Source organism: Chromobacterium sp. CCUG 30098 (assembly GCF_059916605.1).
The window spans coordinates 619,740-645,097 of sequence record NZ_JAUCGS010000001.1 but is presented as its reverse complement, the minus strand read 5'-3'; the positions used below and the strand labels follow the sequence as shown (position 1 = coordinate 645,097).

25 protein-coding genes are annotated in these 25,358 nt (G+C 66.1%); 7 read left to right on the top strand and 18 right to left on the bottom strand.

The window, feature by feature from the left end; genetic code table 11:
- The first annotated feature begins 23 nt into the window (after nt 1-23).
- The 3 genes from QUG03_RS03060 to QUG03_RS03050 are packed head-to-tail and all read left to right on the top strand — an operon-like array spanning nt 24 to nt 4,146.
- Nucleotides 24-1,430 (top strand): efflux transporter outer membrane subunit, encoded by a 1,407-nt coding sequence (locus tag QUG03_RS03060; protein WP_500819322.1) that lies wholly within the window; start codon nt 24-26, stop codon nt 1,428-1,430.
- 10 nt (nt 1,431-1,440) lie between these two features.
- Entirely contained in the window at nt 1,441-2,601 is a 1,161-nt protein-coding gene (locus QUG03_RS03055; protein ID WP_107800764.1) for an EmrA/EmrK family multidrug efflux transporter periplasmic adaptor subunit, read from the top strand.
- Nucleotides 2,602-2,613: 12 nt separating this feature from the next.
- Entirely contained in the window at nt 2,614-4,146 is a 1,533-nt protein-coding gene (locus QUG03_RS03050; protein ID WP_253314181.1) for a DHA2 family efflux MFS transporter permease subunit, read from the top strand.
- A gap of 51 nt (nt 4,147-4,197) precedes the next feature.
- On the opposite strand, the gene QUG03_RS03045 is transcribed toward QUG03_RS03050, so the two are convergent.
- From QUG03_RS03045 to paaG, 14 genes are all read right to left on the bottom strand, one after another.
- A complete protein-coding gene (locus QUG03_RS03045; RefSeq protein ID WP_231461480.1) occupies nt 4,198-4,476 on the bottom strand; it encodes a hypothetical protein in 279 nt (92 codons plus the stop codon).
- Nucleotides 4,477-4,598: 122 nt separating this feature from the next.
- Complete coding sequence (locus QUG03_RS03040; protein WP_500819321.1) at nt 4,599-5,372, bottom strand: enoyl-CoA hydratase-related protein; 774 nt, start codon at nt 5,370-5,372, stop codon at nt 4,599-4,601.
- Nucleotides 5,372-6,580: a 3-oxoadipyl-CoA thiolase gene (gene pcaF, locus QUG03_RS03035; protein WP_253314179.1), complete on the bottom strand. Its 1,209-nt coding sequence runs from the start codon at nt 6,578-6,580 to the stop codon at nt 5,372-5,374. Before pcaF ends, QUG03_RS03040 begins: the two co-directional genes overlap by 1 nt.
- 15 nt (nt 6,581-6,595) lie before the next feature.
- Nucleotides 6,596-7,369, bottom strand: coding sequence for an enoyl-CoA hydratase-related protein (locus QUG03_RS03030; RefSeq protein WP_107800768.1), 774 nt, complete (start codon nt 7,367-7,369; stop codon nt 6,596-6,598).
- Nucleotides 7,338-7,970, bottom strand: coding sequence for a TetR/AcrR family transcriptional regulator (locus QUG03_RS03025; RefSeq protein ID WP_107800769.1), 633 nt, complete (start codon nt 7,968-7,970; stop codon nt 7,338-7,340). The genes QUG03_RS03030 and QUG03_RS03025 overlap by 32 nt, the downstream gene beginning before the upstream one ends.
- Before the next feature lie 122 nt (nt 7,971-8,092).
- On the bottom strand, nt 8,093-9,160 hold the full coding sequence (gene paaE, locus QUG03_RS03020; RefSeq protein WP_500819320.1) for a 1,2-phenylacetyl-CoA epoxidase subunit PaaE: 1,068 nt from the start codon (nt 9,158-9,160) through the stop codon (nt 8,093-8,095).
- A 32-nt stretch (nt 9,161-9,192) separates the two neighbouring features.
- Nucleotides 9,193-9,699: a 1,2-phenylacetyl-CoA epoxidase subunit PaaD gene (gene paaD / locus QUG03_RS03015; RefSeq protein WP_107800771.1), complete on the bottom strand. Its 507-nt coding sequence runs from the start codon at nt 9,697-9,699 to the stop codon at nt 9,193-9,195.
- Nucleotides 9,699-10,478: a 1,2-phenylacetyl-CoA epoxidase subunit PaaC gene (paaC, locus tag QUG03_RS03010; protein ID WP_500819319.1), complete on the bottom strand. Its 780-nt coding sequence runs from the start codon at nt 10,476-10,478 to the stop codon at nt 9,699-9,701. Before paaC ends, paaD begins: the two co-directional genes overlap by 1 nt.
- Before the next feature lie 10 nt (nt 10,479-10,488).
- Nucleotides 10,489-10,983 (bottom strand): hypothetical protein, encoded by a 495-nt coding sequence (locus QUG03_RS03005; RefSeq protein ID WP_500819318.1) that lies wholly within the window; start codon nt 10,981-10,983, stop codon nt 10,489-10,491.
- Nucleotides 10,984-10,995: 12 nt separating this feature from the next.
- Complete coding sequence (gene paaA / locus QUG03_RS03000; RefSeq protein ID WP_500819317.1) at nt 10,996-11,979, bottom strand: 1,2-phenylacetyl-CoA epoxidase subunit PaaA; 984 nt, start codon at nt 11,977-11,979, stop codon at nt 10,996-10,998.
- A 122-nt stretch (nt 11,980-12,101) separates the two neighbouring features.
- Complete coding sequence (paaK, locus tag QUG03_RS02995; RefSeq protein ID WP_107800773.1) at nt 12,102-13,415, bottom strand: phenylacetate--CoA ligase PaaK; 1,314 nt, start codon at nt 13,413-13,415, stop codon at nt 12,102-12,104.
- Between the two features lie 119 nt (nt 13,416-13,534).
- Nucleotides 13,535-13,966 carry a hydroxyphenylacetyl-CoA thioesterase PaaI gene (gene paaI / locus QUG03_RS02990; protein ID WP_107800774.1) on the bottom strand — a complete coding sequence of 144 codons (432 nt, stop codon included), beginning with the start codon at nt 13,964-13,966 and terminating at the stop codon, nt 13,535-13,537.
- Entirely contained in the window at nt 13,959-15,473 is a 1,515-nt protein-coding gene (gene paaH / locus QUG03_RS02985) for a 3-hydroxyacyl-CoA dehydrogenase PaaH (RefSeq protein ID WP_500819613.1), read from the bottom strand. Before paaH ends, paaI begins: the two co-directional genes overlap by 8 nt.
- 2 nt (nt 15,474-15,475) lie before the next feature.
- On the bottom strand, nt 15,476-16,273 hold the full coding sequence (gene paaG / locus QUG03_RS02980; protein WP_500819316.1) for a 2-(1,2-epoxy-1,2-dihydrophenyl)acetyl-CoA isomerase PaaG: 798 nt from the start codon (nt 16,271-16,273) through the stop codon (nt 15,476-15,478).
- Nucleotides 16,274-16,473: 200 nt separating this feature from the next.
- Here paaG and paaN point away from each other — a divergent pair, with 200 nt between their 5' ends.
- From paaN to QUG03_RS02965, 3 genes are all read left to right on the top strand, one after another.
- Nucleotides 16,474-18,141 (top strand): phenylacetic acid degradation protein PaaN, encoded by a 1,668-nt coding sequence (gene paaN, locus QUG03_RS02975; RefSeq protein WP_486635994.1) that lies wholly within the window; start codon nt 16,474-16,476, stop codon nt 18,139-18,141.
- Between the two features lie 201 nt (nt 18,142-18,342).
- Nucleotides 18,343-18,651, top strand: coding sequence for a DUF485 domain-containing protein (locus QUG03_RS02970; RefSeq protein WP_500819315.1), 309 nt, complete (start codon nt 18,343-18,345; stop codon nt 18,649-18,651).
- Nucleotides 18,648-20,273, top strand: coding sequence for a cation/acetate symporter (locus tag QUG03_RS02965; protein ID WP_404990258.1), 1,626 nt, complete (start codon nt 18,648-18,650; stop codon nt 20,271-20,273). Before QUG03_RS02970 ends, QUG03_RS02965 begins: the two co-directional genes overlap by 4 nt.
- Nucleotides 20,274-20,279: 6 nt before the next feature.
- Here the strand turns inward: QUG03_RS02965 and QUG03_RS02960 are convergent, their stop codons facing one another.
- Nucleotides 20,280-21,164, bottom strand: a complete 885-nt coding sequence (locus QUG03_RS02960; RefSeq protein ID WP_107800780.1) for a LysR family transcriptional regulator — start codon at nt 21,162-21,164, stop codon at nt 20,280-20,282.
- A 116-nt stretch (nt 21,165-21,280) separates the two neighbouring features.
- Here QUG03_RS02960 and QUG03_RS02955 point away from each other — a divergent pair, with 116 nt between their 5' ends.
- Nucleotides 21,281-22,306: a YeiH family putative sulfate export transporter gene (locus QUG03_RS02955; RefSeq protein WP_107800781.1), complete on the top strand. Its 1,026-nt coding sequence runs from the start codon at nt 21,281-21,283 to the stop codon at nt 22,304-22,306.
- A 72-nt stretch (nt 22,307-22,378) separates the two neighbouring features.
- On the opposite strand, the gene QUG03_RS02950 is transcribed toward QUG03_RS02955, so the two are convergent.
- The 3 genes from QUG03_RS02950 to QUG03_RS02940 all read right to left on the bottom strand — a co-directional run bounded on the left by QUG03_RS02950 (nt 22,379) and on the right by QUG03_RS02940 (nt 25,171).
- On the bottom strand, nt 22,379-22,774 hold the full coding sequence (locus QUG03_RS02950; RefSeq protein ID WP_500819314.1) for a DUF2628 domain-containing protein: 396 nt from the start codon (nt 22,772-22,774) through the stop codon (nt 22,379-22,381).
- Nucleotides 22,775-22,922: 148 nt separating this feature from the next.
- Nucleotides 22,923-23,111: a YbdD/YjiX family protein gene (locus QUG03_RS02945; RefSeq protein WP_107800784.1), complete on the bottom strand. Its 189-nt coding sequence runs from the start codon at nt 23,109-23,111 to the stop codon at nt 22,923-22,925.
- Entirely contained in the window at nt 23,111-25,171 is a 2,061-nt protein-coding gene (locus QUG03_RS02940) for a carbon starvation CstA family protein (RefSeq protein ID WP_486636000.1), read from the bottom strand. Before QUG03_RS02940 ends, QUG03_RS02945 begins: the two co-directional genes overlap by 1 nt.
- Nucleotides 25,172-25,358 lie beyond the last annotated feature (187 nt).

Genomic DNA, 25,358 nt, shown 5'->3' with positions numbered 1-25,358 from the left:
GTGAACACGGGGAGTCCCACAAGGTGAAAAAGACTCAATGGCAGCACGGCGTCAGCGCCCTGCTGCTCAGCGCCCTGTTGGGCGGCTGCGCGAGCTTCGGCCCGGATAGCGCGCCGGCCACGCAGCTCGATGCCGGGCAATTGCGGCTGAGCGACGGCCAGGCCGGGCAGATCGCCAGCGACTGGTGGACTCAGCTGAACGACGCGACGCTGAACCAGTTGGTGGCGCGCGCCCTGCAAGAAGCGCCGTCCTTGAAGCTGGCCGAAGCCCGGCTGCGCCAGGCGCGCGCCGCCGTCGGCATCGTCGAAGGCAATAGCGGCCCCAAACTCGATTTCAGCGCCAATATGACCCAGCTGAATTACGAGTTTCCGGCGCCGATCTCGCGCGACTACGTCAACGCCTACACCGCCATGCTGATGGGCAGCTGGGAGTTCGACTTCTGGGGCAAGCACCGCGGCCAGATCGACGAAGCCGTCGGCCAACAGCAAGCCATTGCCTTCGAAGGTGCTCAGACCCGGCTGACGCTGACTCAGGCCGTCATCGCCCAATACACCCAGTTGCAGCGGCTGCAGGCGCAAAGCGCGGTGCTGGCCAAGCGCATCCAGCTGGCGGAGAGCCGTCAAACGCTGACCCAGGCCCGCATCAACGCCGGCCTGCTGCCGGGCGACAACCAGCGCGGCAACGAAGTCTCGCTGCACCGTCTGCGCCAACAGCAAAGCGCCTTGGCCCAGGACAGCGACCGCGCCCGCCACGCGCTGGCGGCGCTGACCGGCCAGGGACCGGACGCCTTGAACGCACTGCAAGCCGCCAAGAGCACGGCGCTGCCGCCGCTGGACATGGACAGCCTGCACGCGGAACTGCTGGGCAAACGCCCGGACATCGCCGCCCAACGCGCGCGGGTGGAAGCCACGGCCGGCGCGGTCAAAGCCGCGCGCGCCGAGTTCTACCCCAATATCAAGCTGACCGCCTTCGCCGGCCAAACCTCGTTGGAACTGAACAAGCTGATGAACGGCAACTCCACCTTCTGGGGTTTCATGCCGGCAATCAGCCTGCCCATTTTCCACTCCGGCGCGATCCAGGCCAATCTGGGCAAGCAAAAGGCCGGCTACGACCTGGCTGTGCACAGCTACAACCAGACCGTGTTGGACGCGATGCGCGACGCCGCCGACGCCGTCAGCGGCTGGCAGCAAAGCGGCAAGCAACTGGAACAGGCCCGCCAGGCGCAGGACAGCAGCGGCCGCGCCGCCGACTCCGCCGCCGCCCGCTTCAAGGCCGGCATCATCAACAAGCTGAACCTGCTGGATGCCCAGGACAGCGCGCTGGCGCAACAGTCGGCGCGCATCGACGCCGAAGCCGGCCGCAAACTGGCTTGGGTCTCCCTGAACACCGCATTGGGCGGCGGCTTCAACGCTGCGCCCGCCACCCACTGAGAACGCATCCATGGACAAGAAAACCAAAACCGCGCAAGGGCGCAAACGCAATCTGATCGTCGCCACCACCCTGTTCGCCGCCATCGCCATCGGCTACGGCGCCTACTGGGCGCTGGTGCTCAGTCATCAGGAAAGCACCGACGACGCCTATGTCAGCGGCCACCTGGTGCAAGTCACCCCGGAAGTGGGCGGCACCGTCGCCAAGGTGCTGGTGGACGACACCCAGCACGTCAAAGCCGGTCAATTGCTGGTCAGCCTGGACAAGAACGACGCGCAGCTGAACTTCGACCGCGCCCGCAATGAATTCGCCCAAGCCGTGCGTCAGACCCGCCAATTGATGAGCAACACCCAACAGCTGGCGGCCCAGGTCACCCTGCGCGAAACCGAGCTGGCCCGCGCCGACGCCGACCTGAAACGCCGCAAACAGTTGGCCGGCACCGACGCGCTGTCGGCGGAAGAACTGGGCCACGCCAACGACGCCGTCGCCGCCGCCAAGGCCGCGCTGGACGCCGCGCGCGAACAGCAAAAAGCCAGCGCCGCGCTGCTGGGCAAGGACGCGCTGGCGCAGCAGCCTGCGGTCAAGGCCGCCGCCAGCCGGCTGAAGGAAGCCTGGCTCGCGCTGCAGCGCACCGAGATCAAGGCCCCGCTGGACGGCGCCGTCGCCCGCCGCAATGTGCAGGTTGGCCAGCGCCTGGCCGCCGGCACCCCGCTGATGTCGGTGATCCCGCTGCAAAACCTGTGGGTGGACGCCAACTTCAAGGAAGGCCAGCTGGCCAAGATCCGCATCGGCCAGCCGGTGGAACTGAAGTCCGATCTCTACGGCGGCAAGATCGTCTACCACGGCAAAGTGGTCGGCCTGTCCGCCGGCACCGGCAGCGCCTTCTCGCTGCTGCCGGCGCAGAACGCCACCGGCAACTGGATCAAGGTGGTTCAACGCGTGCCGGTGCGCATCCAGCTGGACCCGAAAGACCTGCAATCGCACCCGCTGCGCGTCGGCCTGTCCATGGACGCCGTGGTGGACACCTCCAGCACGGACGGCAAGGCCGTGGCCGAAGCCCAGCCCTTCGTCGCCCACCAGGACGTCTCCGGCCAGCTGCCGGACCTGAAACAGGCCGACGAACTGGTGCGGACGCTGCTGGCGGCCAACGCGGGTGAAGGCAAGGCCGAATAAGGGGTCCGGACCATGAATCATCCACCACTGACCGGCTCCAAGCTGGTCTGGATCACGCTGGCGCTGTCGATGTCGGTGTTCATGCAAGTGCTGGACACCACCATCGCCAACGTGGCCTTGCCCACCATCTCGGGCAACCTCGGCGCGGCCACCAGCCAGGGCACCTGGGTGATCACCTCCTTCGGGGTGGCCAACGCCATCGCGGTGCCGCTGACCGGCTGGCTGGCCAAGCGCCTGGGCGAAGTGAAGCTGTTCACCGCCTCCACCCTGCTCTTCGTGCTCACCTCCTGGCTGTGCGGCATGTCCAGCAGCCTGGAAATGCTGATTTTCTTCCGCGTGCTGCAAGGCGCGGTGGCCGGCCCGATGATTCCGCTGTCGCAGAGCCTGCTCTTGTCCTGCTACCCGCCGGAGAAGAAAGGCATGGCGCTGGCGCTATGGGCGATGACGGTGATCGTCGCGCCGGTGTTCGGCCCGATTCTGGGCGGTGTGATCAGCGACAACTGGCACTGGGGCTGGATCTTCTTCATCAACGTGCCGGTGGGACTGGCGGCGGCCTTCATTTCCTGGCGCATCCTCAAGCCGCGTGAAACCGAAACCGTCGATCTGCCTATCGACCGCATCGGCCTCGCTCTGTTGGTGATAGGCGTAGGCTCGCTGCAAATGGTGCTGGACCGCGGCAAAGAGCTGGACTGGTTCAACTCCACCGAGGTGATCACCCTGGCGGTGATCGCGGTGCTGGCGCTGGTCTATCTGGTGATCTGGGAGCTGGGCGAGAAACATCCCATCGTCGACCTGAGCCTGTTCAAGCAGCGCAACTTCACCGTCGGCACCGTCGCCATCAGCCTGGGCTTCATGCTCTACTTCGGCACCGTGGTGCTGCTGCCCCTGATGCTGCAGACCCAGATGGGCTACACCGCCACCTGGGCCGGCCTGGCCGCGGCCCCCATCGGGCTGATCCCGGTGGTGCTGTCGCCCATCATCGGCAAGTACGCGCAGCGGCTGGACATGCGCTGGGTGGTGACGGTGAGCTTCAGCGTGTACGCGATCTGCTTCTTCTGGCGCAGCACCTTCAACCCGCAGATGGACTTCGCCTACGTGGTGTGGCCGCAGGTGGTTCAGGGCATAGGCGTGGCCTGCTTCTTCATGCCGCTGACCACGATCACCCTGTCCGGCCTGCATCCCAGCCAGATCGCCAGCGCGTCCAGCCTGTCCAACTTCCTGCGGATTCTGGCCGGCAGCATCGGCACCTCGATCACCACCACGATGTGGGACCGTCGCGAGGCGATGCACCACGCGCGCCTGACCGAGCATGTCAGCCTCTACGATCAGGCGTCCAACGCCTGGTTCCGGCTGCTGGACATGGCCGGCCTGTCCTCCGGACAGCAGGCGGCGCTGACCTCGCTGCAAATCACCAAGCAGGGCTACATCATGGCGGCCAATGAGATTTTCTGGCTGTCCGGCGTGCTGTTCGTGCTGTTGATCGGCCTGGTGTGGTTCGCCAAGCCGCCGTTCACCGCTGCTGGCGGCGACAGCGGCGCGCATTGAACACAATAGCCTGAATAGAACGGGCAACGCTTTACTGCGTTGCCCGTTTAACTATTCAACAAATACACTTCCCTGCAAATCCTGTGGCGTAATGTGATAAACACCTTGTGCTGGGAATTGGCGTGGCCGCTCTTTGTCGACCACTGCATATAGGACTTCTCGGTTACTCTGTTTTTGTAGAATTACCCGACACTCATCATCCGTTCTTCCAGTAAAAACTGGGCTCACTCTACGTAAAGTTTTTAACTCAACCTTAGCCTGCGGCTTTGTACCCAATAGCAATAAAACATATTCTCCATCAAGGCGAACAACAAGGTTATCAACCTCCATACCACCCTCCATCACGGTAATAAAGCCCCCTGATTGTAGTAGACCAGCATCTGAAACATGCTAGGGAGATATCCATACCCCCTGAATTGAAGTCAACTCTCCAGAGTCATAACAAGAACTTCCTATTCCCCTAGGAACACCGCGGCTCTCTTTTCGAGAAATGCCCGCATGCCCTCCTTCTGATCCCTCGACGCGAACAAGAGCTGGTAAGCCTTGCGCTCCAGCATCAGCGCCGTCGCCAACGGCGCGTCGGCGCCGGCCAGCACCACTTCCTTGATCTGCTCCACCGCCAGCGGCGGCAGCGCGGCGATCTGCGTCGCCAGCTCCAGTGCGCGCGTATCCAGCGCCTCGTCCGCCGTCACCTCGCTGACCAGGCCCATCGCCAGCGCCTCCGCCGCGCCGATGCGCTCGCCGGTCAACAGCAGCTTCATCGCGCGGAACTTGCCCACCGCCCGCAGCAGCCGCTGGGTGCCGCCGGCGCCCGGCATCACCCCCACCTTGACTTCCGGCTGGCCGAACTGGGCGGATTCGGCGGCGACGATGATGTCGGCGTGCATCGCCAGCTCGCAGCCGCCGCCCAAGGCATAGCCGGCCACCGCCGCGATCACCGGCTTGGGACAGTCGGCAATCGCCTGCCATAGCTTGTGCAGCTGGCGCTGCATCAGCTCTATGCTGCCGCAGTCGGCCATCTCGGTCAGGTCCGCGCCGGCGGCGAAAGCGCGATGGTCGCCGCACAGCAGAATCGCCCTGACGTCGGCCGCGGCGGCCAGCTCCTGGAAACGCCGCGCCAACTCCCGCCGCAGCGCCGTATTCAAGGCATTGAGCGCCTGCGGGCGGTTCAGGCGCAGCCGCGCCACGCCATCGGCCGGATAATCCAGCAAGATCAGTTCGTCCATCACGCCTCCTCCACCCTCTCCAGCACCAGGGCCACGCCCTGGCCGACGCCGACGCACATCGCGCACAGCGCCAGCCTATCTCCGCTGGCCTCCAGCTGACGCAGCGCGGTCAGCGCCAGCCTGGCGCCGGAAGCTCCCAGCGGATGGCCCAGCGCGATCGCGCCGCCGTTGGGGTTGACCCGGGCGTCGTCGTCGGCCAGGCCCAGTTGGCGCATCACCGCCAGCGATTGCGAGGCGAATGCCTCGTTCAGCTCGATCACGTCCATATCCGCCACGCTCAGGCCCAGCCGCCGCAACAGCTTTTCCGCCGCCGGCGCCGGCCCCATGCCCATGATGCGCGGCTCCAGCCCCACCGAGCACATGCCCAGAATCCGCGCCCGCGGACGCAGGCCGTGGCGCTTGAGCCCGGCGCCGCTGGCCAGCAACAGCGCCGCCGCGCCGTCGTTGACGCCGGAGGCGTTGCCGGCGGTGACCGAGCCGTCCGCCACCACGCCCTTGAGCCGCGCCAGCTCCGCCAGCGTGGTGGCCGGCCGCGGGTGTTCGTCCCGGATCACCCGCAGCGGCTCGCCCTTGCGCTGCGGCAGCTCCAAGGCCAGGATCTCCGCGTCGAAGAAACCGCGCTCGCGCGCCGCGGCGTAACGCTGCTGGCTGCGCAGCGCGAAGGCGTCCTGATCGGCGCGGGAAACCTTGAACTGGCGCGCGACGTTTTCCGCGGTTTCCGGCATGGAGTCGATGCCGAACTGACGCTGAAACGCCGGGTTGACGAAGCGCCAGCCTATGGTGCTGTCCTCTACCCGCGCATTGCGCGCGAACGGGCTCTCGGCCTTGCCCAGCACGAAGGGCGCGCGCGACATGCTCTCCACGCCGCCGGCCAGCACCAGTTCGGCTTCGCCTGCGGCGATCGCCCGCGCGGCCAGACCCACCGCGTCCAGTCCGGACGCGCACAGGCGGTTGACCGTGATCGCCGGCGCGGACTGCGGCAGGCCGGCCAGCAAGGCCGCCATCCGCGCCACATTGCGGTTGTCCTCGCCGGCCTGATTGGCGCAGCCCAGAATCACCTCGTCCAGGCAGGACCAGTCCAGCGGATGGCGCCGCATCAGCGCGGCGAGCGGCAGCGCCGCCAGATCGTCGGCGCGCACGCCGGAAAGCGCGCCGCCGTAACGGCCGAACGGGGTGCGAATGCCGTCACAGATATAGGCATGGGGCATGGGAAACCTCCTGGATCAACGGTGTTGGAACTGCGGCGGCCGCTTGTCGAGAAAGGCCTGCATGCCTTCCTTCTGGTCGGCCAGCGAGAAACTGGCGTGAAAGGCGCGCCGTTCGAACAGCAGGCCTTCGGCCAGGCTGGATTCGAAAGCGCGGTTCAAGGACTCCTTGATCAGCATCAGCGCCGGCAGCGAGTAGCCTGCCATCCGCGCGGCCAGCGCCTGCGCCGTCGCCAGCACGTCGGCGTCCGCCACCACCCGCGACACCAGGCCGGCGCGCTCGGCTTCGTCGGCGCTATAGAGCTGGCCGCTCAAGCACCATTCCATCGCCTTGGCCTTGCCGATGGCGCGCGGCAGCCGCTGGGTGCCGCCCATGCCGGGCAGGGTGCCCAGCTTGACTTCCGGCTGGCCGAAGCGGGCGGACTCGCCGGCGATGATCACATCGCACATCATCGCCAGCTCGCAGCCGCCGCCTATCGCCAGGCCGCGCACCGCGGCGATTAGCGGCTTGCGCACGCCGCGCGCGCGCTCCCAGTGCCGGCTTACGTAATCGTCGAGAAAGACTTGCTGATAATCCCATTCGGCCATGCGGCCGATGTCGGCGCCGGCGGCGAAGGCCTGCTCGGTGCCGGACAGCAGAATGACGCTGATGTCGGGATCGCCGTCCGCCGCGTCCAGCGCGGACTCCAGCTCCCGCATCAGCTCGGGGCTCAGCGCATTGAGCTGCGCCGGCCGGTGAATTTCCAGGTGGCAGATCCGCTCAGCGCGGCGCTCCCTCAGATGCTCGCTCATGGTCAGTTCCCTCTCCACATCCATACACCCCGTGAAGAAACAACTGGCTGACTATCCGCGCCATGCCCTGCCGGTCCACCGCGCCGTCCGCGCGGAACCAGGTGAAGGTCCAGTTCATCATGCCGAACAAGGTCATCGTCACCGGTTTGACCTCCGTCGCCGGCAGCTCCGGCCGCAAACGGGCGATCAGTTCGGCAAAGGCGGACACCACGCCGGCCTGCTTGGCCTTCACCTTCAGCCGGTCCGCCTCGCCCAGGAATTTGACGTCCTGCACCAAGACCATGTGGTAATGGCGCGAGAACGCGTACTCCTCCATGAAGCGCTCGATCAGCAGCCGCAGATGCGCGTCCGCCGGCAGCGCTTGCCGCGCCGCCTCGTCGACGATGCCCACCAACCTATCCACATAGGTGTCGGCGATGTCGAACAGCAGATGCGATTTGTCGCGGTAGTAGTGATACAGCAGCGGCTTGGACATGCCGCACAGCTCAGCCAGTTGGGCTATCGAAGCACTGGGAAAACTCTGCTCGGCAAACAGGCGGGCAGCGTTCTCCAGTATGTTTTGTTGCTGCGCCTCGTAATTGGGAGATTTTGTTCTGGCCATATCCGCATATCGGTTGAATGAAAAGACCAGACGCGGCACCAGCGAACCTCCCCGATGACTACGAGCCGCCAGGCAAACCCCGGTCAAACCGGGGCTTGCCAGCGGTTCTAGACAAGCAACCGTCAACGCTCATCAAAACTGAGCACCACTTGCTGGGTCCGTGGACGCGCCTGACAGGCGAGCACGAAGCCTTGTTCCACCTCGGCCGCTTCCAGGGCGAAATTCTTGTCCATGGACACGCGGCCGGACAGCACCTTGGCTCGGCAGGTGCAGCATACCCCACCTTGGCAAGAGTAAGGTAGGTCGACCCCGGCCGCGGTGGCCGCTTCCAGGATGCGCTCACCGGCGCTCAGTTCCAGTTGGCGCTGCTGGCCGTCGATGATGAGAGTGACGCTGGCCGCCGGATTGTCCTCGGCCGCCGCTGCCGGTTTGGCCGCACCGCGCCCCGGTACGCCGAAACGTTCGTAATGGATGCGTCCGGCGGCCAGCCCCACGCGCTCCAGGCAGGCGCAGGCCTGATCAATCATATCGTTGGGGCCGCAAACGAAGGCTTCGTCCACCGCGCTGTCCGGCAGCAGCGCGGCCAGCGCCCTGTGCAGCCGTTCGCCGTCGAGACGGCCGTGAAACAGCTCCGGCTGCTGTGCTTCGCGGCTGAGGAAGTGATACACCGCCAGGCGCGCCGGATAGCGCGACTTCAGCGCCGCCAGCTCGTCGGCGAACAGAATACCGCCGCGCCGCCGATTGCCGTACAGCAAGGTGAAACGGCTGTGCGGCTCTCGCCGCAAGGTGGTTTTCAAGGTGGACAGCAAGGGGGTGATGCCGCTGCCGGCGACGATGCCCAGATAGTGCTTGCGCTGCTCCGCCGCCAGCGGCGTGAAAAAGCGCCCCTCCGGCGGCATCGCTTCCACCTCCTGCCCAAGCTGCCAATGCCGGTGGACGTGGCTGGAGAACACGCCGCCCTCCACCCGCTTCACCGCCACCCGTAAAATGCCTTCGTCCGCGCCACAGCACAGCGAATAAGTGCGCCGCTGCTCCACGCCGTCGATATGTTCGCGAAACACCAGGTGCTGGCCCTGGGTGAAGCGGAAGCGCTCCTTAAACTCCGCCGGCGGCTCCAAGGTCAGCGAAATGGCGTCGTCGGTTTCCTGGCGGCGTTCGACGACGCGCAGGCGATGGAAAGCTAGTCTCATCCCGGTCTCCTTACTCCGGTCCCTCAGTGGACTCAGATCGGCTTGAAATACTCGAATGGCTCCAGACAGGCCTCGCAGCGGTAAAGCGCCTTGCAGGCGGTGGAGCCGAACTGGCTCAGCCGCCGGCTGCGGACGGAGCCGCATTGCGGACAGGCCGGCGCCGCCGTTTGGAAGCGCAGCGGCTGCCAGTCGTCCTCGGCCGCCCTTGCGCAGGCCGGCGGCGCAATGCCGTAACGGCGCAGCTTTTCGCGGCCGTCGGCGCTGATCCAGTCGCTGCTCCAGGCCGGACTCAGCTGGGTGCGCAACACCACCCGCTCTTCGCCCGCCTGACCCAAGGCCTGCCGCACCGAGGCGGCGATGGCCTCGGTCGCCGGGCAGCCGGAATAAGTGGGGGTCAGCGTGACCTCCAGATCCTCCCCCACCCGCGCCACCTTGCGCACGATGCCCAGATCGCACAGCGACACCGCCGGCACCTCGGGATCCGGCACCTGGTCCAGCACCCGCCAGGCTTGCGCCACGCTCAGCCGCGCGGCGCGCATCACCAGCGCCCTCCGGGATAGGCGCGCTGCAGGAACTGCATCTCCGCCAGCACATGGCCCAAGGATTCGCTGTGTTCGCCGCGCTTGCCGCCGGAACGATATTCGGTGTCCGCCGGCGGCCGCAGCGTGGCTTCCGCCAGCACCGGCAGCATCAGCGCCTCCCATTCCTTCCGCAGAAGAGCCGCTTGCGGCGCGACGCCGTCCAGGCGCCGCTCCAGCGCGTCCTCGTCGAACATCTCGGCCAGATACGGCCACCAATGCGTCAGCGCCCGCTGCATGCGCCGCCTCGATTCGTCGGTGCCGTCGCCCAGCCGCACCACCCATTCCGCCGCGTAGCGCAGGTGGTAGCGGCTTTCCGCCAGCGCCTTGCCGGCGATCGCCGCCAGCCGCGCTTCGCCGCCGCGCAAGGTCCGCCACACAGCCACTTGGTAGGCGCTGAACAGGGCGATGCGCAACACGGTCTGACCGAAGTCGCCGTTGGGCAGCTCCAGCAAGGTCAGGTTGCGGAACGCCGGCGCGTCACGCAGATAGGCCAGCGCGTCCTCGTCCCGGCCCCGTCCCTCCCATTCGCCGGCCAGACTCAGCAGCAAGCGCGACTGGCCTATCAGATCCAGCGCGATATTGCTCAGCGCGATATCGTCTTCCAACTCCGGCGCGTGGCCGCACCATTCACCCAGGCGCTGGCCCAGCAACAAGGTGTTGTCGCCCAGCCGCAGCGCGTATTCGATCAGGTCCGCCGTCGCCGGCGGCTGCGTTTGCACAGCTATCTGCACAGACATCGCGCACTCCTCACATATGGTTCACGGCTTCCGGCAACTGGAAGAAGGTGGGCAAGCGATAAGTCTTGCTGGCCATCGGTTCGAACAGCATCTCGCGTTCGTCCGGCTCGCTGCAGCTCAGCGCAGCGCTGGGCAGCGCCCAGACCGCGCCGGGCGGGAACTCGCCGAAGGCCCGCTCCGCCCGCTCCAAGGCCTGCGATGCCGACGCGGCCAGCAGGCTGGCGACGTGCAGATGATCCAGACCCGGCTTGAGCTGCAAAAACACTTCGTACTGTTGCGGCGCCGCGGCTTCCGTCGCAGACGGCGGCTCGCCGTTCTCGCTTAGGCGGGCGCTGGGCGCCACCCACAGGCTGATGCCCTCTTGGCGGCGGAAATAGATGTCTCTGGCCAGCAGCAGCGCATGGCGCGCATCGGCGGCGTGCAGGCTGCTGGAGTGCTTGTATTGCAAGGCGTTGCGGCCAAGGACAAAAACCTCGAAACGCGGCCAGGCGTTAGGCTCGGACATGATGGCTCCTGATCAGGCGGCGGCGCGCGCCGCCTGTTTGTCGGCATAGGCTCGGGCCGCGGCGCGCACCCAGGCCCCCTCTTCATGCGCGCGGACGCGCGCGGCCATGCGTTCGCGGTTGCAGGGGCCGTCGCCCGCCAGCACCCGCTTGAACTCCGTCCAATCCGGCTCGCCGAAGTCGTAATGACCGCGCGCCTCGTTCCAGACCAGCGCCGGGTCCGGCAGCGCGATGCCCAGCACTTCGGCCTGGGGCACGATGGCGTCGACGAACTTCTGCCGCAAATCGTCGTTGGAAATGCGCTTGATGCCCCATTGCATGCTGCTGGCGCTGTGCACCGAATCCCGGTCTGGCGGGCCGAACATCATCAGCACCGGCCACCACCAGCGGTTCACCGACTCCTGCACCATGGCCCGCTGCTCCGCGCTGCCGCCCATCATCGTCAGCAACAGATCGTAGCCCTGGCGCTGGTGAAAGCTTTCTTCCTTGCAGATGCGCACCATGGCGCGGGCGTACGGGCCGTAGGAACAGCGGCACAGCGGAATCTGGTTCATGATCGCCGCGCCGTCCACCAGCCAGCCTATGGTGCCGATGTCGGCCCAGGACAAAGTGGGGTAATTGAAGATGCTGGAGTACTTGGCGCGGCCGGACAGCAAGGTCGCCACCATTTCGTCGCGCGGGCTGCCCAGGGTTTCCGCCGCCGCGTACAGATAAAGGCCGTGCCCGCCCTCGTCCTGCACCTTGGCCAGCAGAATGGCCTTGCGCTTGAGCGTGGGCGCGCGGCCGATCCAGTTGCCTTCCGGCAGCATGCCCACCACTTCGGAATGCGCATGCTGGGAGATCTGCCGCAACAAGGTTTTGCGGTAGGCGAGCGGCATCCAGTCGCGCGCTTCTATCTTGTCGTCCGCCTGCAGCTTGGCGTCGAAGGCCTGCTGCTGAAGCGACGGCTCGGCCGCCGCCGCGGCGATGTCCGGCTGATCCAGGGCTTGGGTGTACATGGCGCATCCTCCTAGGTGAGCATCGCCGGAAGCGGATGTCCGGCGCGCTGAAACAGCATATTAATTAATTTACCGGTCGTTCAATTAAAATACAAGCATTAACGAAACCAGCCCCTCGTCGCCTAGTCGCGCGGCCGCTTGTCCACCACCCGCCGCGCCTTGCCCACCGAGCGTTCTATGGTCATCGGCTCCACCACCTGCACTGTGGTCGTCACGCCGACATGGCTCTTGATGCTGTGCTGCAACTGCCGCGCCGCCAGCTGTTTGGCGTCGTCGCGCGCCGGCCCGCTGGGCTCGCGCTCGACGAAGACCGCCAGGCTGTCCAGGTGACCGTCTTTGTCGACCTCCAGATAGAAATGCGGCGCCAGCCCCGTTTGCCGCAGAATCACTTCCTCGATCTGGGTGGGAAACACATTGACGCCGCGGATGATCAGCATATCGTCGGACCGGCCGACGATCTTGCCGATGCGCCGCATCGAACGGCTGCTGGGCGGCAGCAGCCGGGTCAGGTCGCGGGTGCGGTAGCGGATCACCGGCATCGCTTCCTTGGTCAGCGAGGTCAGCACCAATTCGCCCTCCTCCCCGTCCGGCAGCACTTCGCCGCTGTGCGGATCGATGATTTCCGGGTAGAAGAAATCCTCCCAGATCACCGGGCCGTCCTTACTTTCCACGCACTCGCTGGCCACGCCCGGCCCCATCACCTCGGACAGGCCGTAAATGTCCACCGCGTCTATGCCAGCTCGGCGCTCGATCTCCTGCCGCATCTGCCCGGTCCACGGCTCGGCGCCGAAGATGCCCACCTGCAAGGAGCAGGCCGCCGCATCCATGCCCCGGCGCTCCATTTCATCGAGGATGTTCAACATATAGGACGGCGTGACCATGATGATGTCCGGGCGGAAATCCTGGATCAGCTGCACCTGGCGCTCGGTCTGACCGCCGGACATCGGCACCACGGTGCAGCCCAGGCGTTCCGCGCCGTAGTGCGCGCCCAGCCCGCCGGTGAACAGGCCGTAACCGTAAGCGATGTGCACCATGCTGCCGCGCCGGCCGCCGGCGGCGCGGATGGAGCGCGCCACCACCGTGGCCCAGGCCTCGATATCGTTGCGGGTGTATCCCACCACCGTGGGCTGGCCGGTGGTGCCGCTGCTGGCGTGGATGCGCGACACCTGGTCTCGCGGCACCGCGAACAGGCCGAACGGGTAGTTGTCACGCAAATCCGCCTTGCTGGTGAACGGGAAGCGGCTCAGATCCTCCAGCCGCCGCAATTGCCGGGGATGGACGTCGGCTTGCTCGCACTTGGCGCGAAAGGGCGCGACATTGTCGTAAGTGTGTTGCAGCGTCCATTGCAGACGCTGCAGCTGCAAGGCGGACAGTTCGTCGCGGCTGGCGGTTTCCATCGCGTCCAGCTCGCTGGACATAGGGCGGGTGACGGGCATGGTGCTTCTCCTGTGTGGGTTCGGGGCTGGCTCTGCGGCCAATTGCTGCTGGCTGGACAAGACGGCGGGCTTGCGCTCCTTGGACGGGCGTTGAGAAACAAAAAACGGCATGCGGCCTTTTACTCGGCCCGCTCTCCGCTCCGGTGCGAGCGGCCGCGCAGCAGGGCCAGGGTTTCGCCGCGCTGATTGCTGATCCGCACATCGTAAAGACCTTGCCGAGCCCCCTGATGCAGGCACTCGGCCTCCGCCAGCAGGCAGTCCCCCCCGCGGGCCGGCAGCAGATACTCCACGCTGACGGCCGCGCCGACCGTCCTCGGCCCCCAGCTATTGCAGGCGACGGCGAAAGCGGTGTCCGCCAGCGCGCACAGCAGGCCGCCGTGACATAGCTGGAAGCCGTTGAGCATGTCGTCGCGCACGCGCATGCGTAGCCGGGCCCGGCCCGGCGCCACGTCCAGCAGCTCCATGCCCAGGCTGGCCGACGCCCGATCCTGGCTCAGCATCGCCAGCGCGCTGTTCTCGGCAAGTTGCCGAGCGGCTTCTGTCTCAGTCATGGAAGCGTCCTCCGGACAAGGCCAGCCGCCGCAGCAGCGGCGAGACGCGATAACGATCGTCGCCGTAGTGCGCGTGCAAAGCGTCCAATGTCTGCGCCAGATAGTCCGTGCCGAGCTTATCGGCCCAGGCCAGCGGACCGCGGGGATAAGCGGCGCCCAGGCACATCGCCTGATCCACGCTGTCCGCCGCGGCCACGCCCTGCCCCACCGCGTCGGCCGCCTCGTTGGCCAGCATCGCCACGGTGCGCAACACCGCCATGCCGGCGGCGTCGTCCATCCGCGACACCAGCAGGCCGGCCGCCTGCAACACGCCCTCCGCCCGCGCCGCCGCCTCCGGCGCGGCCTGGTCCGCCATGGCCAGCGCCAGCCGCGGCGCGCTGGCGTAATCCAGAGCCAGATCGAACACCGCCCAGCCGGCGTGGCCGCTGTCCGCGGCGCGGCGGGTGGCGCTGCGGCCGTCGGACAGGGCCAGCCGCAAATCATCCCAACTCAGCCAGCCCTGCTCCGGCCCCGGCTCGCGTTCCACACGCACGCCGCCGGCCCGCAAGCGCGCCAGCAAGGGTTCGGCCGCGCCCAAGCCGCCATGCACGCGCAGCGCCGCGGGCGCCGCTTGCGGCGGCGCGGCGTCCGGCGCCGGCAAGGCCTGGCCGTAATCGTAAAAGCCGCGACCGCTCTTGCGGCCCAGGCGGCCGGCCGTGACCAACTCCTGCTGCAGCGGCGACGGCCGGAAACGCGGGTCCTGCTGCATCGCCTGATACACCGACTGCGTCACCGCGAAATTCACGTCATGGCCGATCAGGTCCATCAACTCCAAGGGTCCCATCGCGAAGCCGCCGGCTTCGCGCAGCAAGGCGTCCAACGTGGATGGCGCGCAAGCGCCTTCTTGCAGCAGCCGCAAGGCCTCGGCGTAGAAAGGCCGCGCCACCCGGTTGACGATGAAGCCGGGAGTGGACGCGGCCGGCGCCGGCGTCTTGCCCCAAGCGCGCATCCACTGGCACAGACGCTCCGACAAAGCCGGCGCGGTCTCCAGCCCGCTCACCACTTCCACCAGCTTCATCCGCGTGGCCGGGTTGAAGAAATGCAGGCCTATCACCCGCTCAGGATGGCGCAGGCCCGCCGCCAGCGCGGTAATGGACAGGGAAGAAGTGTTGCTGGCCAGGACGGCGGCGGCCGGCAACAGCGCGTCCAACTGTCGCAATAGCGCCTGCTTGGCGTCCAGCCGCTCGACGATGGCCTCGATCGCCAAGCTCGCGTCGGCCAATTCCTCCAAGCTGCTTACCGGCCGCAGCCGGCGGCGCGCGGCGTCCAGCTGCGGCTGACTCCATTTGCCGCGCTGGACCAGGCCGGCCCAGTCGGCGGCGATCGCGTCCGGCGCCGCCGCCGCCGCGCCGGCGTCCTGATCGTATAAATACACTTCATGCCCAGCGGCGGCCGCCACCGCGGCGATGCCACGCCCCATCGCGCCGGCGCCTATCACCGCCACTCGCTGTTCGCTGCCCAATTGCATGCTCACTGCCCTCCAAAGCGCGGCGGGCGCTTGCCCAGAAAGGCCGCCACGCCTTCGCGGTAATCGGCGCTGAAGCCCAGCTCCCGCTGCGTATCGCGCTCCAGTTGCAGCTGCTGTTCCAGACTGTTGCCCTCGGATGCTTGCAGCGCCCGCTTGATCCGCGCGTAGGCCAGCGTCGGCCCGCTGGCCAACTGCTCGGCAAGCTGCCCCACCGCGGCGGGAAAAGCCTCGTCGTCTACGCAGCGCCAGATCAAGCCCCATTGCTCGGCACGCTCGGCCGGCAAGGGCTCGGCCAGCAGCGCCAACCCCATCGCCCGCGCCTGGCCCAGCAAACGCGGCAGCCAGTAGCTGCCGCCGGCGTCCGGCAGCAGACCGATCTTGCTGAAGGCCTGGATGAAACTCGCCGAGCGGGCGGCGATCACCAGATCGCAAGCCAGGGCGATATTCGCTCCGGCCCCGGCCGCCACGCCGTTGACCGCGGCGATCACCGGCTTGGGCATATCGCGCAGCCGCCGCACCAGCGGCGCGTAGTAAGCCTCGATGGACAAGCCCAGATCCGCCGGCGGCTGTCCCGGCTCCGGCGCCCGGTCGCTCAGATCCTGGCCGGCGCAGAAGGCGCGGCCGGCGCCGGTCAGCACCAGCGCCCGGACCTCGACGTCGTCGCGCAGGCGGTCCAAGGCCGCCGCCAAGGCCTGGTGCATGGCGGGGTTGAAACTGTTCAGCCTTTGCGGCCGGTTCAGCGTCACGGTCGCCACTCCGGCCTCCAGATTCACCTCAATACTCGTTTCCGCTGCCTGCATGCTCGCCTCCCCTTTGGGCGCGGCCTTGGCTCAACTGGCCAAACCGCCACTTCAGCAAACGCTATCATTGACCGACCGGAAAATCAATTATAAGCTGACCCACATCAATGACAGTGCGCTGAAACTGTTGTTACCGTGCCCGGCTTGCCGCTGACATGGCGCAGGCCGGCCTCTCATCCCTCCGCCCGAGGAGAACGTCCATGTCTCACCCTCTGTTCCAGCAGCATCAAGCCACCTTGGACCAGGCCCTGCAGGCCTTGAGCGAGCGCCAGTACTGGTCCCCGCACCCGGAAATGCCCAGCCCCAGAACTTATGGCGAAACCGCCGCCGCGGACGGCCAGGCGGCGTTTGAGGCTTTATTGCAACAAGACTTCCAGCTGGACGGCCTGCCGGCCGGCCAGGGCTGGGTGGGCAGCGAACGCTCTCCCTATCGCGGCGCTTTGCGCATCCGCTATCCGCGCCATGACGCCGACGCCTTGCTGAACGCCTCCACCGCGGCGCTGCAATCGTGGCGGCAAGCCGGCCCGCAGGCCTGGGTGGGCGTCTGCCTGGAAATCATTCAGCGGCTGAACCGCCGCAGCTTCGAGATCGCCCACGCGGTGATGCACACCACCGGCCAGGCCTTCATGATGGCCTTCCAGGCCGGCGGCCCGCATGCGCAGGACCGCGCCTTGGAGGCCGTGACCTACGCCTGGCGCGAGATGTCGGCCATTCCCGGACACTGCCGCTGGAGCAAGCCGCAGGGCAAACATGAACCGCTGGTGCTGGAGAAAAGCTGGAAGGTGATCCCGCGCGGCGTCGGCCTGGTGATAGGCTGCAGCACCTTTCCCACCTGGAACGGCTATCCGGGGCTGTTCGCCAGCCTGGCCACCGGCAACAGCGTCATCGTCAAGCCGCATCCCGGCGCGGTGCTGCCGCTGGCCCTGACGGTGCGCATCGCCCGCGAAGTGCTGGCCGAGGCCGGTTTCGATCCCAATACCGTGCTGCTGGCGGCGAACCAGCACGGCGAGCCGCTGGCCAGCCTGTTGGCGCAGCGGCCGGAGGTGAAGCTGATCGACTTCACAGGCAGCAGCGCTCACGGCGAGTGGCTGGAGAGCCAGTGCCGCCACGCTCAGGTCTACACCGAAAAAGCCGGCGTCAACTGCGTGGTGCTGGACTCCACCGCCGATTTCCCCGGCCTGTGCCGCAACCTCGCGCTGTCGCTGGCGCTGTACAGCGGCCAGATGTGCACCGCGCCGCAGAATATTTTCATCCCGGCCGACGGCATCCACACGCCCGAAGGCAAGCTGTCCTACCAGCAAACGGTGGAAGGCCTGTGCGCGGCGCTGGAAGCGCTGTGCGCGGAGCCGGCCAAGGCGGTGGAACTGCTGGGCGCGCTTCAGAACCCCGGCGTGGTCCAAAGGCTGGAAGCGGCGCGCGCGCTGGGCCGGCCGGCGCTGGACAGCCGGAGGCTGAGCCACCCGCAATACCCGGAAGCCGAGGTGCGCACCCCGCTGTTGCGCCAGTTGACGATGGAGGACCGCGCCGTTTACGAGCAGGAACACTTCGGGCCGATCAGCTTCCTGATTCAGACGCCGGACAGCGCCGCCGCGCTGCGCCAGGCGGAAGACAGCATGCGCCGCCACGGCGCCCTGAGCTTCTCGGTCTACAGCACGGACCAGCAGGTGCAGGCGCTGGCCCGGCAGGCGGCGGAAAACGCCTGCGTGTCGCTGGCGCTCAATTTCACTGGCGCGGTGATGGTCAATCAGTCCGCCGCCTTCAGCGACTTCCACGGCAGCGGCGGCAATCCGGCGGCCAACGCCAGCTTGTCCGACAGCGCCTTCGTCGCCAACCGCTTCCGCGTGGCGCAAACCCGCAGCTTCGTCTGAGCCCCGGCCCCGGTCTCGGCCGGGGCGCCACCCGCCATCGTCAAAAGCGCGTTTACGATCCGGCAAGCCGGAGCGAGACAAGGCCTTGCCGCGGAAGAACAGGAATGTGCCGGCGATGCGCCGGCGTTCTTGCGCGGAGCTCGCCGGCTAACGCTCCACGCCGCGCAGCTGATCGTAAACCGCTGGTTAAGGAGCCGCGCCATGAGCCCGCAACAACAGCAAGCGATTCTGAATCATCCCGCCTTTCAACAACTGGCCCGCGGCAAAGCGCGGCTGGGCTGGAGCCTGACCGCCGTCATGCTGCTGCTCTATTACGGCTTCATCCTGGTGCTGGCCTTCGCGCCGCAGTGGCTGGCCCGGCCCATAGGCGCCGGCGTCACCACCGTGGGCATGCCGGTGGGCGTCGCCATCATCCTCGCCGCGTTTGTGCTGACCGGGATCTACGTGCGCCAGGCCAACAAGCGGCTGGACCCGCTGAACGAACAAGTGCTGAAGGAGTGCCAGCCATGAGAATCCCTGTCGCCATGCTGGCGCTGACGCTGGCCGGCCCCGCCTGGGCCCAGTCCGGCGCGCAACGGCCCTTGAACTGGAACGCCATCCTGATGTTCCTGCTGTTTGTGGCGCTGACCCTGTTCATCACCGCTTGGGCCGCCCGTCGCACCCGTTCCGCCTCGGACTTCTATACCGCCGGCGGCGGCGTCACTCCCCTGCAAAACGGCCTGGCCATCGCCGGCGACATGATCTCCGCCGCCTCCTTCCTCGGCATCTCCGCGATGATGTTCAGCAAGGGCTACGACGGCTTGATCTATGCGCTGGGGGTGTTGGCCGGCTGGCCCATCATCATGTTCCTGATCGCCGAGCGCTTGCGCAATCTGGGCCGCTTCACCTTCGCCGACGTGGTGTCCTACCGGCTGAGCCAGACCCCGGTGCGCATCACCGCCGCCTGCGGCACGCTGACGGTGGCGCTGCTCTATCTGGTGGCGCAGATGGTGGGCGCCGGCAAGCTGATCGAACTGCTGTTCGGCGCCAGCTACCTGAGCGCCGTGATCATCGTCGGCGCGCTGATGGTCTTGTACGTGATGTTCGGCGGCATGCTGGCCACCACCTGGGTGCAGATCGTCAAGGCGGTGCTGCTGCTATCCGCCACCAGCTTCATGGCCTTCATGGTCTGGCGACGCTTCGGCTATAGCAGCGAGGCCGTGTTCGCCGCCGCCGCCGAGCTCCGCGGCCAGGCCATCCTGGCGCCGGGCGGCCTGGTGTCCAATCCGGTGGACGCCGTCTCCCTGGGGCTGGGCATGATGTTCGGCACCGCCGGCCTGCCGCATGTGCTGATGCGCTTCTTCACCGTGGCCGACGCCCGCGCCGCGCGCCAATCCGTGTTCTACGCCACCGGCTTCATCGGTTATTTCTATCTGCTGCTGATCCTGGTGGGCTTTGGCGCCATCCTCATCGTCGGCGGCGACGCCGGCTTTCGCGACGCAGACGGCGGCATTGTCGGCGGCGCCAATATGGTGGCGGTGCACCTGGCCCAGGCGGTGGGCGGCAATCTGTTCCTCGGCCTGGTGTCGGCGGTGGCCTTCGCCACCATTCTCGCCGTGGTGGCCGGCCTGGCCCTGTCGGCCGCATCGGCGGTGTCCCACGACCTGTACGCGGTGGCGCTGCGCAAAGGCAAGGTGAGCAGCGCCGAGGAAATGCGGGTGTCGCGGCTGGCCACGCTGGTCATCGGACTACTGGCCATTCTGCTGGGCTTGTTGTTCGAGAAGCAGAACATCGCCTTCCTGTCCGGCCTGGTGCTGGCGATTGCCGCCTCGGTGAATTTCCCGGTGCTGTTTCTGGCGATGTTCTGGCCCCGGCTCACCACCCGCGGCGCGGTGGCCGGCAGCCTGGCCGGCCTGGCGTCCGCCATCGCGCTCTTGGCGCTGGGGCCCATGGTGTGGGTGGATATCCTGGGCCATCCGCGGCCGATCTTCCCCTACGCCAACCCGGCGCTGTTTTCCATGAGCGCGGCCTTCGCCTGCGCCTGGTTATTGTCGATCTGCGATCGTTCGTCCCAGGGCCAATTGGAACGCAGCCGCTTCCCGGCGCAATACATCCGCGCGCTGACCGGACTGGGGACCGGCGCCAAGCCCTGATGGGGTTCAGGCCAGCAGCGCCGCCATCGTCATGTTCTGGAACGCGGCCATGCCGCGGGTCAGCGTCTTGTCGCGGTGCTGCACCTGGTACAAGGTGCGCGTCAGCACCGGCAGGCCGGCGTTCAGCTCCACCACCGCGCCGGTCTGCAACAGATCGGCCACCACCCGCCGCGACAGGCAGCTGACCCCCAGGCCGGCGGCCACCGCGTGCTTGATCGCTTCGGAATGGCCCAACTCCATGCTGACGTTGAGCATGGCCAGGTGCGGCAGCAATAGACGATCCACCTCCTCGCGCGTACCGGAGCCGGCTTCGCGCAGAATCCATTCCGCTTGCGCCAGGTCCTGGCGCGCCGCCTCCCCTCGCGCCAGCGGGTGATCCGCGGCGGCGAACACCACCAGCTCATCCTGTCTCCAGGGCTGGGCGACCAGATCCGGGTGATGGCAAGGCCCTTCGATGAAACCGAAGTCCACCCGCAAGGCCGCCACCGCGTCGACGATGTCGCGGGTATTGGCCACGTCCAGCTCCAAGCGCGCCAGCGGCCAGGCAGCGCGGAAGGCCGCCAGCTGCTGCGGCAGCAGATAGTTGGCCACCGTGCTGCTGGCGCCTATCTTCAAGGACATCGCCCCGGCGTTGAACAGACTCTGCATGTCCTGAGCCGCGTCCAGCATGGCCCGCGCCTTGGGCCACAGCAGCCGGCCATGCTCGTTCAGGCTCAGCCGTTTGCCGATGCGGTCGAACAAGCGCACGTCTAGGCCGGTTTCCAGCTTGTCCAGCGCCTGGCTGGCGGCGGACTGGGTCAGCGCCACCTGTTGGGCCGCCTGAGTGACGGTGCCGTATTCGGCCACCGCGACGAAGACCTCCAGCTCGCGCAGGGTCAGCTTCAAGGCCATACCCCCTCCTTATATTGATTTTGCTACTGACATATATCCATTTTATCCGTTTCTCTACTGAAAACGAGGGGCGTATCGTTAGCCTCATCCGCCATAGACCAAACAGGCATTTACTTATGACAAACCTTCGCCAAATCATGCCGGGCCTGGCGTTGGCCATCGCCCTCGCCGTCGCCGCGCTCTACGCCGCGGATTTGCCGGCGATGAAACACCTGGGCTTCTCCGCCCTCACCCTCGCCATCCTGGGCGGCATGCTGATAGGCAACACCGTCTACCGCTACTTCGCCGGCGCCAGCCACCACGGCATCCAGTTCTCCAAACAGAAGCTGCTGCGCCTGGGCATCATCCTGTTCGGCTTCAAACTGACCTTCCAGGACATCGCCGCCGTCGGCTTCGCCGGCGTGCTGATCGACACCCTGGTGCTGTGCACCACCTTCCTGCTGGCCTTCCGCATCGGCCGCAAGTATTTGGGCATGGACGAGCAAAGCGTGATCCTGATCGGCGCCGGCAGCTCCATCTGCGGCGCGGCCGCGATCCTGGCCACCGAACCGGTGCTCAAGGCCCACGCGGAAAAAGTGGCGGTGGCCGTCGCCACCGTGGTGGTGTTCGGCACCGTGGCGATGTTCCTGTGGCCGATGCTGTATCAGTGGACCAGCCATCTGGGCATTTCCGAGTTCAGCTACGGCGTGTTCGCCGGCTCCACCATCCATGAAGTGGCGCAGGCGGTTGCCGCCGGCAAATCGGTCAGCGAGGCGGCGATGACCACCGCGGTGATCACCAAGATGATACGGGTGATGATGTTGGCGCCCTTCCTGATCGCCCTGTCCAGCTGGCTGGCCGCCAAGCCGCACGGCAGCCGTCAGCAGAAGGGCCGCATCGCCATCCCCTGGTTCGCCGTCGCCTTCCTGGGCGTGGCCGCCTTCAACTCCTTCAATCTGCTGCCGGCCGCATGGGTCAACGCCATCGTCTCCCTGGACAATCTGCTGCTGGCCGCCGCGATGGGCGCGTTGGGCATCACCACCCATTTCTCCGCCATCCGTCAGGCCGGCGCCAAACCGATGCTGCTGGCGTCCATCCTGTTTGGCTGGTTGATCGTCGGCGGCGGCCTGATCAACTTCGGCGTCAGCCATCTGCTGCACTAAACGCCGCTCGCGCAAAATCAAAACCGCCCGGTTTGCGCCGGGCGGTTTTTTTCACTGAGCGGCCATCATGGTTTAGAACAAGCCACGGAAAGGGTTCCACCCCTTATAGCCTTTGACCTTCTTTTGGTAATACAGATAATTCACCGACATGCCAGCCAGCGCGCTAAAGCCGAAACCAAGCCCGCGGGTGATCGACTCAGGCACATCCAGCAAGACGAGGAACAGGTTGATCAGCAGCGCCACACCCAACAAGGACAGCATGTTCTTCCACAAGCCCAGCACCAGGTAATAGATTGGCCAGAAGAAAAAAGCGATGAAATTCATCTGCACCTTAAGGCGGTCGCCAAACGACAAGGCTTTGAATGCCTCCTTGTAACTGGCGCTATTCGGCGCGCCGTGCTGATCGAAGAAGGCAAAGCGCATCTGCCATTTGTCGCTGTAAGCGGTGTAAGCGGAAGGTTCTGACATGACTTTTCCACATGTGGTTAATAATGACATTATTTTGCGACATGCCAAAGGATAGGACAATGAAATCGCGGTCGGAGCCCATCCCGAGCCAAAACAAAACCGCCCGGCTTACGCGCGGGCGGTTTGGGACGGTCGGATCAGTTCCGGCTCAGCACGGACACTTCTTCATGCTCTTGCCGCCATAGCGTTCGTCCTGACAACGGCGGAAGAAAGCCTCGCGGCTCATCACCTCCGCCTTGGGATCGAAGCGGCGGCGGCTGGCGACGTAAGCGTCGTAATCCTTGACCCCCACCATCAACCGGGCGGTTTTCGCCCATTGTTGCCATAGCTTGCCCATCACGCGCCCTCCTCCCGGAACATGGCCGGCACCTCCTTGGCGGTGGACCATTTCACCGCCAGGGACTTGCGCATCACGTTCAGCGCAAACACCAGCATGGCGATCACCACCGCCATGAACAGCGCCGTCAAAGTGGCGTCCACATAGTCATTGAAGATGATCTGATGCATTTGCGCCATATTCTTGGCCGGCGCCAGCACCTCGCCCTTGGCCGCGGCGGCGGAGAATTTGTCCGCGTGGGCCAGGAAGCTGATCTTGGGACTGGCGTGGAACAGCTTCTGCCAGCCGGCGGTCAGCGTCACCACCAACAGCCACAAGGTGGGCACGGCGGTGACCCAGATGTAGCGGGTTTTCTGCATTTTGATCAGCACCGCGGTGGCCAGAATCAGCGCGATGCCGGCCAGCATCTGGTTGGCGATGCCGAACAGCGGCCACAAGGTGTTGATGCCGCCCAACGGATCCACCACGCCCTGGTAGAGGAAGTAGCCCCAGCCGGTCACCGCCAGGCCGGTGGCGATCAGGTTGGCCGCCCAGGACTCCGTGTTGGCCATAGGCTTGACCACCAGACCCAGCAGATCCTGGATCATGAAGCGCAGCACGCGGGTGCCGGCGTCGATGGTGGTCAGGATGAACAGGGCCTCGAACAGAATGGCGAAGTGATACCAGAAGGCCATCATCGCCGGCCCGCCTATCACATTGGACAGAATGTGCGCCATGCCCACCGCCAAGGTCGGCGCGCCGCCGGCGCGGGACAGGATGGTGCTCTCGCCCACGTCCTTGGCCATCTGGGTCAACATGTCCGGCGTGATGAGGAAGCCCCAGCTGGAAATCACCTGGGCGGCTTCTTCCGCGGTCTTGCCTATCACCGCCGCCGGGCTGTTCATCGCGAAGTACACGCCCGGATCCAGCACGCAGGCGGCGATCAACGCCATGATGGCGACGAAGCTTTCCATCAGCATGGAGCCGTAGCCTATCATGCGGGCGTGGGTTTCGTTCTCCAGCATCTTGGGCGTGGTGCCCGAAGCCACCAGCGCGTGGAAACCGGACACCGCGCCGCAGGCGATGGTGATGAACAGGAAGGGGAACAGATTGCCGGCGAACACCGGGCCGCTGCCGTCGATGAATTTGGTCACCGCAGGCATGTGCATATTGGGTGCCACGATCATGATGCCGATGGCCAGGCCGACAATGGTGCCGATTTTCAGGAAGGTGGACAGGTAGTCCCTCGGCGCCAGCAACAGCCATACCGGCAGCACCGAGGCGACGAAGCCGTAGCCGATCAGCGTCCAGGCCAGCGTGGTGCCGCTCAGGGTGAACAAGGGCGCCAGGGTTTCGTTCTTGGCGATGTCGCCGCCGTAAACAATGGCCAGCATCAGCAGGATGAAGCCGATGACGGAGATCTCGCCGATCTTGCCCGGCCGGATGTAGCGGGTGTAAACGCCCATGAACAGCGCGATCGGTATCGTGGCGGCAATGGTGAAGGTGCCCCACGGGCTGCCGGTCAGCGCCTTGACCACCACCAGCGCCAGTACCGCCAGCAGGATGACCATGATCATCAGGATGCCGATGGAGGCGATGACGCCGGGGATGGCGCCCAGTTCGGTGCGGATGATCTCGCCCAGCGATTTGCCGTCGCGGCGCACCGACAGGAACAGGATCAGGAAATCCTGCACCGCGCCGGCCAGCATCACGCCGACCAGAATCCACAGCGTGCCCGGCAGATAACCCATCTGCGCGGCCAACACCGGACCCACCAGCGGCCCGGCGCCGGCGATGGCGGCGAAGTGGTGGCCGAACAACACCCATTTATTGGTGGGCACGTAGTCCAGGCCGTCATTGTATTTTTCCGCCGGGGTCAGCCGGCGAGCGTCCAGTTCCAGCACTTTGTGGGCGATGAAGCGGCCGTAAAAGCGATAGGCGATGGAGTAGACAGACACCGCCGCCACGATCAGCCAGACCGCGTTGACCGGCTCGCCGCGATTGAGGGCCACCACGGCGAAGGCCGCCGCGCCCGCCAGGGCGACGGCCAGCCACACGGCCCATTCTCTTATCTGTTGCATATGGCAAGTTCCTATTCTCTTTATCCCGTTTTAATTTATCGGTCCCTGGCGGCAACGGCGGCCACAGCCGGCTTTTTGTGCCTGACCGATTCTGGATTGATAGCGCCGGAAAATCAAGCAGGCCAAATCATTTGCAAAAACTATCGATAGTTTATGACGAATAGCAGTCACGATAATGCTAAAGTCG